This is a genomic window from Roseibium sp. (assembly GCF_039982295.1).
Classification (GTDB): Bacteria; Pseudomonadota; Alphaproteobacteria; order Rhizobiales; family Stappiaceae; genus Roseibium.
On sequence record NZ_JBDWYP010000073.1, the window covers coordinates 1 to 7571 of the forward strand.

The window sequence follows — 7571 nt, forward strand, 5'->3', positions numbered from 1 at the left end:
CGGTATTCTGATCCGCAGAAACAGGCCATGGCGATTTCCTTCGCGCTCGGGGCCTTCGGCGTGGCTGTCGCTGTCAGCACCCCGCTGGTGGCGATCTTCAATCCACCCATTGGCCGCAACCGCAAATCCCGCACCGGCCCATGGCAAGCAGGTTGGATGGATCCACGCGACATCGCCCAGCTTGTACGCAACAAGACCGGCCTGCCCCTCGCCCTGCACAAGGGCAAGCTCCTGCGCTACGTCAAGAACGATGCGAAAGGCTGGCGCGGCGGGCATCACCTCGTTGTCTCCGGCACACGCGGCGGCAAGGGCGTCAGCGCCGTGATCCCCGCGATCCTCGATCATCAGGGGCCGGTCGTCGTCCTGGACATCAAGGGGGAGAATTTTGCCGTCACGCGCCGCCACCGCGAAGAGCTTGGGCGCAAGGTGGCGGTCCTCAACCCCTTCGGCCTCGTCGAGGACGGACAGGACCAGTTCAACCCGCTCGACTACATCCGCCCCCATGAGCTGGCGCGCGACGTGGCCTTGGTTGCAGATGGTCTGGTCAAACCGGAACAGGGGGACGGCGCGCACTTCTCGGAAATGGCCCGCCAGCTGGTCGCGGCGGCGATCGAAGTGATTGTGACGCAGGAAGAACCAAACCGGCGCAACCTGATCGCCGTCGCCGATCTGCTTCTGTCAGCAAACCTCGACGGCACGCTTGAGGCCTGGGCTGAAAACGGCGACCTTGTCGGCCACCGCCCGGCCCAGACCGCCGCCACCATTCTGCGCGCGGGAGACAGAGAACGCGGGTCGATTCAGACAGCGGTCTCAAAAGCTTTTGAGTGGATGCAGTCCGACAACATGCGCCACTTCCTGGCTGGGTCCAGCTTCCGCATGGATGATCTTCTCGATGATCGGGTCGATCTCTTCATCGCGGTGCCCCTCGACCAGGTGGACAAGCAAGCGATCTTCATGCGCCTGTTCATCAACCTTGTCCTGGGCACGGTCGTGCGTCAGGACGGGCGGCGCAAGGTTAAGGCCCCGATCCTGCTGGTTCTCGATGAATTCGTGCGTATGGGCCGCATGGAGCAGATCATGAACATTGCCAACGTCGCCGCAGGAGCCGGTGTGGAAGCGCTGTTCGTCACGCAAGACACGGGTCAGGTCGAAAAGGCCTATGGGCCAAACGATGCCCGTTCGATCTTTGGCTCCTGCATCACCAAGCGCGTCTTCAACCTCAACGACATCGAAACCGCTGAATGGGCTGCGCGCCACCTTGGGGAAAGTACTGTCTATTCTCAGCAAATTCGAGAGGGCAAAGCCCCGAACGAGGGCCGGGATTTTTCTTATTCAGAGCAGCGTCAGAAGCTCATGACTGCTGAGCAGATCACGGGCATGAAGGCGGATGATTTGCTGCTGTTGGTTGGCAATCGCAATCCGCTCAAGGCAAAGCAGAATGTGTATTTCAAGAGCAAGCTCTACCGGGGAAGGTTCGATCAGAACCCCCTGAGTTGAAAGTTGTGCGTTGGAATTTTGTCAAAGGTTTCGCGTTCTGAGGGAGTTAAATAGAGTTATAATAGAGTTACACCTTGGAAAATGCCCAACAACACCTTGAAACGAATAGTGTTTTCCAGAAGGCCGGTGTGTGAAATGACGAAGTTTGGTGTGTGAAATGACGAATCTAGGTGTGTGAAATGACGATATCTTAGAAAAGTTATCCACAGGCCGTTGGTGTGTGAAATGACGACTCTTGACGATCGGTGTGTGAAATGACGATAGTGAGCCATGGTGTGTGAAATGACGAATCGTGAGCTGAGCAGAGGGTGTGTGAAATGACGAATGCACGCTCCCCGCTCCTGCCGGACCGGCATCCGCAAAAAGACCTGTTCGTTTGCGACATTGTGGACGCGGTGCCGAAGGGCGACATGGCCTCGATGGAACATCCTGTGTTTACCCTCTCGACCAAGCCGGACATGAAACCGCGACGCTACCAGAATGGTGATAATTCGATTGAGGTCTCACCGTCACGCTACGGGCTGGCCACAGTCCATGACCGTGACGTGCTGATCTACTGTATCAGTCAGTGCATGGCTGCACTCAATGAAGGCCGCAAAGTCAACCGGTCGATGCGGTTCAAGGCTCATGATTTGCTGGTGGCGACGAACCGTCAGACCTCGGGTCAAGGCTACCAGCTCTTGAAGGATGCGCTGCGGCGACTGCAAGGCACGCAGATCGAGACGAATATCCGCCAAGGTGGCAAGGAATATTTTAAAGTGTTCGGCCTGATCGAGTCCGCGGAAATCGTTCGGGAGACACGTGACGGTCGGATGCAGGATGTCGAGATCACACTGTCGGATTGGGTGTTTGATGCCATCGAGAACAATCATGTTCTGACATTGAACAAGCAGTATTTTTTCCTCCGAAAACCGCTTGAACGGCGACTCTATGAACTGGCCCGTAAGCATTGCGGCGCACAACCCAAGTGGAAGTGTGGGCTCGAACTCTTGCGCGACAAGTGCGGGTCAGGCTCAACCACGAAAGAATTCAGGCGATTGATTTCGAAGATCATCGAAGATGATGCGGTGCACGACCATCTTCCCGACTACACCATGAGCATCGAAAGCGATAATGTTGTCTTTCGCCCCAAGGGGGCTGAGGCGGTGATCGCCCCCTCCTTCCTAGCGTTGCGGTTCAGAAAACCAGATACACATGATGAGGCGCGGCGTCTTGCGCCTGGGTGGGACGTATACGTGCTGGAAAACGAGTGGCGGTCATGGGTGCATGACAAGGCGATCGACGTGAAGGATGCCGATAAGCACTTTCTGGCCTTCTGCAATAAGCGAGGCGCATACCAGAATTAAAACGCACAAATGTGGGTTTGTGGCTTTACGCTTTCCCACGAATGTGGTGGGGTGGACTCATGATCATATCTTTCCTGAACCAAAAAGGCGGCGTCGGCAAAACCACCCTATCGGTGAACGTGGCGGGCTGTCTGGCACGCCAAGGCCACCGGGTGCTTCTGATCGACGCTGACAAGCAAGGCTCGGCCACAACATGGGCAAGTCTGCGCGAAGATGCGCCCTTCCAGGTTGTCAGCATGGCACGGGCCAACATGGCGCGGGACGCGCTAAAGCTTGCCCAAGACTATACTCACACCATCATCGACGGCCCGCCGCACGCGGAGGAGATTGCCCGATCTTGTATTGTTGCATCGGACTTTGTGGCGTTGCCCATCGAACCGTCCGGTCTCTCGACGTGGGCATCTGACCTGACAGTGCGTCAAGTCAAAGAAGCGCAGGAATTCAAGCCTTCCCTCAAATGTGGGTTTGTGGTTTCCCGCAAAATAGGGAAAACTGTCATAGGGCGAGATATTCGCAACATGGCTGCCGAGGCGGGTTTGCCAATCCTAGCAAGTGAGATCGAGCAACGGGTGGCCTTCGCTGAAGGTATGACCATGGGGCAAACGATTTTCGAGTGGGCTGGCGATAGCAATGCGGCCCGCGAGATCAACCAACTAACGAAAGAGATTGAGCGGTATGTCGAAGAAGACATTTTCGGCGGCTCCGAAGCCGAAGCAGCAGCCAACGGATGACCAAATCCTCGCGTTTGAACGTGGCGGGGCAGGGCATGACACAACACGGGCAGACAAGCCGGTCGCGAAGACCCTGCCGGATGAGCCGACCAAGCGCCTGAGCCTGGATCTTCCGGCGAGCCTGCACACGCGATTCAAAACGGCGTGCAGTGCGACGGATCGGAAAATGGTAGGTGAACTCCAAGCCTTCATTGAACAGCGCACGCAAGAATTGGAAGAGGATGCGGGCATAACCCGCAAATGAACAAAAGCACAAATGTGGGTTTGTGTGAAATATTGCGCAGGCGGGATTTGTGGCTTAAAAACAAAGGGGAGGGCGGCGGCGCAAGAAACGTCACCGCATGATGAGAATGCATGCAGAGCTGAGAACGAGAGAAGCCCTTGGGCCATTCGGCCCGGTCGAAGAAAAGAACGCACCAGACGTGTTGTACACGGCGGGTGATACCGCGCTTTTGACCGAAGGCTCGCGCGTGGCGATTGTCGGCTCAAGAAAAGCCACCCCGGACGGCATCAAACGAGCACAGGCTGTCACTCGTGCCTTGGTGCAGCAGGGTATCATTGTCGTCAGCGGCCTAGCCGAAGGCATCGACACAGTGGCGCATAGAACTGCGATAGAAGAGGGCGGGCGCACTATAGCTGTGCTCGGCACGCCCTTATCCAAGGCGTACCCGGCCACGAATGCCGGTCTACTTGAAGAGATCAAGCGTGATCACCTAGCGATTTCCCAGTTTCCCGAAGGTTATCCAGGCAAGAGCGAGAATTTCCCGCGCCGTAACCGGACGATGGCGCTCATCTGCGATGCTACCATCGTGATCGAAGCAAGTGAGAAGAGCGGGACCCGCCACCAGGGATGGGAAGCTATCCGGCTTGGCCGCGATCTCTACCTGCTTGAGAACGTTGCAACCAATCCGAACCTAACTTGGCCGAAGCAGCTCATCGAGTACGGAGCACAAATCCTGCGCCGTGAAGACCTACCCGATATCTTGCTCGATATTCCGAACTACACTGCTGGGGGCGTTCGTGCCTTCGAGCTATGAGTATGGCACCTTCGCCAACTATTCCCCACGCGGTAGCTCGGAGCTGTCTGTAACCTCCCGAAAAGCCTGTGGCGCGATCAAGGCTGGCCGGGTCAATGTCATCGCCTCGACCGTTCCGCACCTGCAAGACTCGAAGGCGGACGCTCTGCGGCCTTTTCTCGGGCCTGATGTCACTTTGGTGCCGGTACCGCGCTCGGCGCCACTCCCTGATGGGGCGCTTTGGCCTGCCAAGGTGATCTGCGACGTGTTGCACGAGCACGGGTTCGGCCAAGATGTACAAACCTATCTGAAAAGAACGAGGGCTATACCGCGTTCGTCAAATTCACCGGCGGCGGAAAGACCACTTGTCCCTATTCACCTGGAAAGCATCGAGGCGGAGAGACCGTTCTTCGTGCCGAACAAGATCACCATCGTGGATGATGTTCTGACCATGGGACGGACAAGCTTTGCTTGCGCGGAACTCCTTCGGGCTGTCTGCCCGGACGCAGAAATTCGTATTTTTGCAATGATCCGGACGCAAGGCCTGCAAGAAGACATTGAGAAAATTGTTGATCCGGCCATAGGCATCATCATTGGCTACCCATCCGGCAAGACCCACCGTGACCCATAAATGAAAAAATGTGGGTTTGTGGGTATGTGGCGAAAATGGAAATTGAGTTATTAAGACAAATTACGAAAGATGATCACAGACTGACTGACAATAGGCATAGATGCTGAATAACCATAAACAATTCCTGGCATGGAGACGGCAGGTCTTTGTCCGCAATCCACATCGAGATCTGAATGCTCTTTACACTGGGCTTAAGCAGAGAAGCGGCGTTTACTTGATCGGCTGCGCGGAGGAGATTGTCTACATAGGGCAGTCATGGGACCTGACGGAGCGACCAATTGATAGCTTGGGCCGTTTCTACCACCGTGTTTCTGACGTCTCACTGCCGTGGTCTCTCGCTCTGGCACCCTGCCCACCTGACGAAATGCACGAAAGGGAAAGCACGGCCATTCGTTCCTTCGCCCCAAAGTTCAACACATCGATCCCAAGCATCCCTGCGAGCGAGGGACGGATGCCAGAGATTATCGGCTACGCTGCTGTCTTTCAGGATCAGATCAGTTCAGGCGGGGCTTTTGACGAGGGAAACCTTCGTCGGCAAATGGAGCGTGCAGCTGAAAACCCTTCACCACCTTGGCGGCAGGGGAAACAACGAAGGAAAACCGGGAAGCGCGAGCCGAAGCCCGAGTTGCCGCCGCTTGATCCTCCAACGCAGCTGACGGGAGACTCGCTTCGAGAAGCGTGGCAGCGCTACGGCGTCCCGTCTGATGGAGCTTTGATCTATCCGATCAATCTCTGCGATGATGGCTCAGTCGTGACCCGTGACGGAGAGATTATCGGTACATGGTCGATGGACCAGTACGAAGCGCCTTCGTTTACGCCAGACGATGCGATTATTCCCTTATTCGAAGCACCTTTGGTCGGCCTTCTATGCATGCGCATACGCGAATGGCACGAAAGCAAAACTGGCGAGAAGCTATAGAGCTATGGCTACGCCCCCGCTCTGTTCACAACCATCTCCATGAAGCAACAGACAGGAAATTCAGTAATGAAACCGCAGTTGTGCAATCTCTAGGCTCTGGCCGTCGCCAGTACCACTAACCCGGTAGACCATTCGATCTTCCTGAGAAATCCGCCGTGACCACCAGCCGGTCAGATCCCCCTTCAAAGGTTCCGGCTTGCCGGTTCCTTTGAAGGGGGTCCGCTTGCATTGCTTGATCAGCTCGTTGATCCGGTCACGTACCTTGTCGTTGGTGCTGACCCAGTACTGATAATCTTCCCAGGCCTGATCGGAAAAAACCAGCTTCACTCGGTAAGCTCACGCTCTTCGCCAGTTCCCGCATCGAGTTGCGCGATCGACGCGCGCAAGCGGGATGCGTTTTTCGGTGTGGACAGGAGGTGCAACGTCTCGTTGACGGCGTTCCAAGTGTCCAAGGACACGACCACAACGGACTCGCCCTTCTTGCGCGTCACGACAACTTCCTGCTTGTCGTGGATCGCTCGATCCATGACGCCCTTCAGTTGAGCTCGTGCGTCTGAGTAGGTCATAACATCCATGTCGACTCTCCTTTGCCCCCCTCTATATGTACAACATTAAGTACAAGTAAAGGGGTGGTACAAAGGCGGCAGTCAATTTCATGGAGAATTTACGAGAGAGAAAGGGCTCACATGGATGACATCGTTACCCGCCCCGCAGGGGAAATTTCTCGCGAGGAACTTTACGAACTGGTCTGGCAGACCCCCATGAGCAAGCTTGGCGCTCAACTCGCGACGAACGGGCCAGGCTTGGCCGCTCTTTGTCGAAAGCGCCAAATCCCTACGCCACCCTTGGGCTACTGGCAGAAAAAGGCCGTTGGCCGTGCTCCTGAAATGCCTCCTTTGCCGTCATTCGAACCGCCCCAAAAGACCCCCCCTTCAATCAAGCCAGCGCGGGGCAGTGGTAGACCGCCAGTACCTGCGTCCATCCCATCTCGCGACGCTGAGTCCGTTGCGGAACCACCACCCTTCGATGAAGACGACGAAAGCCTTGACCATATGCGAGCGCTGCACCCGAAGGTGAAGGCATGGGTCGCAGAGCACCGTCAGCTACAGGAGAGCCGTCGAGCGGAAAACCGGCAACGGTCGCGCGACTTTTGGGGAGGATCACTTCCTCATATCAGCGACCTCACTGCGCGTGACCGATATCGCTTCAGGGTGACAAGCACCCTGTTTCGCGCGATCGAGAAGCAAGGGGGACAGATCGGCGAGGCCAAGCTTACAGGCAAGGTGACGTTCCTTATCAGCGAGCAAGAGCTCAAGTGCGCAATCACTGAGAAAATGTCGAGGACGACAAAGATCATGGAAGGGGCAGGGAAGTGGACGGCCCTTCCTCATCACCACCAAACAGGCCTTGTTTCCTCTGGCTTTCTGCGCG

Annotated in this window: 8 protein-coding genes and 1 pseudogene; 7 read left to right on the forward strand and 2 right to left on the reverse strand. The window is 56.3% G+C overall.

What is annotated here, in order from left to right:
• From ABJZ52_RS15320 to ABJZ52_RS15345, 6 genes are all read left to right on the forward strand, one after another.
• On the forward strand, nucleotides 1-1497 hold a 1497-nt coding region (locus ABJZ52_RS15320), incomplete at its 5' end, for a type IV secretory system conjugative DNA transfer family protein (protein WP_348487801.1).
• 317 nt (nucleotides 1498-1814) lie between these two features.
• The gene (locus tag ABJZ52_RS15325) at nucleotides 1815-2843 is read left to right on the forward strand and encodes a replication initiator protein A (RefSeq protein WP_037931660.1); all 1029 of its coding nucleotides are present in this window, start codon (nucleotides 1815-1817) and stop codon (nucleotides 2841-2843) included.
• An 11-nt stretch (nucleotides 2844-2854) separates the two neighbouring features.
• On the forward strand, nucleotides 2855-3574 hold the full coding sequence (gene parA / locus ABJZ52_RS15330) for a ParA family partition ATPase (protein ID WP_348487802.1): 720 nt from the start codon (nucleotides 2855-2857) through the stop codon (nucleotides 3572-3574).
• Nucleotides 3575-3915: 341 nt separating this feature from the next.
• Entirely contained in the window at nucleotides 3916-4611 is a 696-nt protein-coding gene (locus ABJZ52_RS15335) for a DNA-processing protein DprA (RefSeq protein ID WP_224769591.1), read from the forward strand.
• Nucleotides 4595-5221, forward strand: a complete 627-nt coding sequence (locus ABJZ52_RS15340; RefSeq protein ID WP_348487803.1) for a phosphoribosyltransferase — start codon at nucleotides 4595-4597, stop codon at nucleotides 5219-5221. Before ABJZ52_RS15335 ends, ABJZ52_RS15340 begins: the two co-directional genes overlap by 17 nt.
• Nucleotides 5222-5672: 451 nt before the next feature.
• Nucleotides 5673-6140, forward strand: coding sequence for a hypothetical protein (locus ABJZ52_RS15345; protein ID WP_348487804.1), 468 nt, complete (start codon nucleotides 5673-5675; stop codon nucleotides 6138-6140).
• 60 nt (nucleotides 6141-6200) lie between these two features.
• Here ABJZ52_RS15345 and ABJZ52_RS15350 read toward each other — a convergent pair whose 3' ends face one another.
• Both ABJZ52_RS15350 and ABJZ52_RS15355 read right to left on the reverse strand, forming a co-directional pair.
• Nucleotides 6201-6467: a Txe/YoeB family addiction module toxin gene (locus ABJZ52_RS15350; RefSeq protein ID WP_037931654.1), complete on the reverse strand. Its 267-nt coding sequence runs from the start codon at nucleotides 6465-6467 to the stop codon at nucleotides 6201-6203.
• Nucleotides 6464-6715: a type II toxin-antitoxin system prevent-host-death family antitoxin gene (locus ABJZ52_RS15355; RefSeq protein WP_036743750.1), complete on the reverse strand. Its 252-nt coding sequence runs from the start codon at nucleotides 6713-6715 to the stop codon at nucleotides 6464-6466. The genes ABJZ52_RS15350 and ABJZ52_RS15355 overlap by 4 nt, the downstream gene beginning before the upstream one ends.
• 111 nt (nucleotides 6716-6826) lie before the next feature.
• On the opposite strand from ABJZ52_RS15355, the pseudogene ABJZ52_RS15360 reads away from it, so the two are divergent.
• Nucleotides 6827-7571, forward strand: a pseudogene (locus tag ABJZ52_RS15360) (hypothetical protein); the annotation flags it as partial.